This window comes from uncultured Thiodictyon sp. (assembly GCA_903837595.1).
GTDB lineage: Bacteria > Pseudomonadota > Gammaproteobacteria > Chromatiales > Chromatiaceae > Thiodictyon.
The window spans coordinates 1-2,324 of record CAILVI010000559.1; the positions used below are offsets into that span (position 1 = coordinate 1).

At 68.4% G+C, this 2,324-nt stretch carries 3 protein-coding genes; 2 read left to right on the forward strand and 1 reads right to left on the reverse strand.

Translation table 11 applies throughout. The annotated features are described in order from the left end of the window. The first annotated feature begins 143 nt into the window (after nt 1-143). Nucleotides 144-281: a hypothetical protein gene (locus QZY44_RS34170; RefSeq protein ID WP_295458432.1), complete on the forward strand. Its 138-nt coding sequence runs from the start codon at nt 144-146 to the stop codon at nt 279-281. Between the two features lie 203 nt (nt 282-484). Next, entirely contained in the window at nt 485-2,161 is a 1,677-nt protein-coding gene (locus QZY44_RS34175) for a DUF6399 domain-containing protein (RefSeq protein WP_295458435.1), read from the forward strand. A gap of 21 nt (nt 2,162-2,182) precedes the next feature. Here the strand turns inward: QZY44_RS34175 and QZY44_RS36100 are convergent, their stop codons facing one another. After that, nucleotides 2,183-2,308: an L-histidine N(alpha)-methyltransferase gene (locus tag QZY44_RS36100; protein ID WP_365305874.1), complete on the reverse strand. Its 126-nt coding sequence runs from the start codon at nt 2,306-2,308 to the stop codon at nt 2,183-2,185. Nucleotides 2,309-2,324: the final 16 nt, after the last annotated feature.

A 2,324-nucleotide genomic window follows, 5' to 3' on the forward strand; every position in this document is an offset into this window, starting at 1 on the left:
ATCCAGTCGCGCAGGCTGGCATGGCGGAACCCGTCCGGCTGGGTGAGGAACAGACACAGGGCGGTGAACAGCGCCAGCACCCGCGGATCGTCGACGTGCAACCCGGGGGCGCGTTGACCGGCGACCACCTGCGGTTGGGTGACTTGATCGAACACCCCCTCGGCCAGGAAGCAATCCTGGGCGATGGTCTCGACGTCGAGCAGTCGGCGGTTGGCGGCAAAGCCGATGGCCCGCAGGGCGGGCAGGTTGGTGAGATTCCGTCCGATGCCAAAGGGCCTTGATCATAATTCCGCCCAAGACCAAGCGCTGAGCTCGGCCATCGGTGTCGGGGAGGTTGGCAGGATCTCGGAACTTTCATACCCTTGGAGGTGCAAACTAACCGAGGGTTGGAAAAGATGTCCGAGGATCCTGCCGCCACTGACTTTAGCCCAGAGGCCAGGCGTTCGCCAGTCGGCCGTGCCTGGCCGGCGTGCGGGGGTGTACGGTGAAGCACCGCACGCGCCTGGAGCGGGCGGAACAGCTTGGGGTCGCGGCGGTCGCGTTGGGACAGGGACAGCCACTGCGGCAGGTGGCGACGGAGTTGGGGGTCGCCCGCAGCACGCTGCGGGACTGGTGCGCGGCGGTGCCATTCGTGGGGCTGCCCGCGGAAGTGGCGGCGTGCCTGGCCACCCCAGCGGGAGCGCGCTGGCTGCACCGCTTGGTGGTGGTGATGCATCTGATCATCACGCTGCGGGCAGGCGCCGGGGTGCGCCTGGTGTGTGAGTTCCTGGAGCTGAGCGGCTTGTCGAGCGTCGTCGGCGCCTCCTATGGCAGCCAGTATGCGGTGACGGTGCAGGTGCAGGAGGCCGTGGCCAAGCAGGCGCAGGAACAGCGCGCGGCTCTTGCCGCGGGAATGCCACCGCAGGCGGTAGCACTGTGTGAAGACGAAACCTTTCATCCTGAAATCTGCCTGGTCGCCATTGAGCCAGTGTCGAACTTTATTCTGTTGGAACAATACGCCCTCGATCGCACGGCGGCGACCTGGACCCAGGCGCTGGAAACGGCCCTGGCCGGGTTGCCGGTGACGGTGAGCCAAGTCACCAGTGACGAAGCCAAGGCGTTGCGGCATCACCAGGAGCAAGACCTGCGCGCCCCGCATGCCGCAGACCTGTTCCATGGTCAGCATGAGGTGTCCAAGGGGACCAGCCTGCACCTGGCCCGCCAGGTCCGACAGGCCAGCGCCGCGGTCGCGGCGGCCCAGGCGCCGCTGGACGCGGCGCGGGCCGCGCAACGGGCGTATGACGCGCAAGTCCCCCATCCACGCGGACGCCCACCGGCCTTCACGGCCCGAATCGACGCGGCCTTGACCGACCTGGTCGCGGCCGAAGCCGAACAGACCCAGGCCCTGGCCCGCCAAGCACAGGCCCGAGAGCAGATCCGTGAACTGGGCATCCTCTATCACCCCTACGACTTGGAGCGTGGCCAGGTGCAGTCCGTGGCGCAGGTCGCCGCCCGCTTCGCCGACGTGTGGGCGCGTCTGACGCGCCTCGCCGCGGCGGCCGACTTACCCACGCGCGCCCGCGAACACCTCGCCAAAGCCCAGCGCCTGACGGTGCAGTGGTTGGCGAGCTTGGCGTTCTTCTGGGCCAGCGTCCAGACCCGGGTCGACGCCCTGGACCTGGCGCCCGACGTGGAGCAGGCGGTCCTGACCCAGTTGATTCCGGCCCTCTACCTGGAGCGGGTCGCGGGGCGCAGCACCCATACCGAGACCCGCCACCGACTGCACGCGCTCAGCGCGCAACTGCTGGAGCCCTTACGCCAGCCGACCCATCCACTGCAGGCCCTCGCGCCCGCCACCCGCCAACACATCGAAGTGGTCGCCGCCGGCTGCGCCGATTTGTTCCAGCGCAGCAGCTCGTGCGTGGAAGGTCGCAACGGCCATCTGTCGCGCTATCATCACGGCGGTCACCGCCTCAGTGGTCGCAAGCTGGCCGCCCTGACCGCCTTGCACAACTTCTATGTCCGCCGCCCTGACGGCACCACCGCCGCCGAACGGTTCTTCGGGCGGGCCCACCTAGCGCTGTTTGACCAGGTGCTGGCGCAGGTCTCCCTGCCACCGCCAGCGCGGCGGCGGCGACCGCGGCCTGCCAAGCAACCCTATCTGACGCTGGTGGCGGCGTGACGGAGGTGGGCGGATTTATGATCAAGGCCCCCCGGCTGCATCGTTATAGGCACGAGTGAGCACCGCAGATGCCTTATTGGTGTCAATCCCAATCAGGAGGCGTCCCTGGGCCCCAGCCTTGCTGACTCGGTCGTGGAGAAGCCGGATCGCCGCCGGCGGAGCG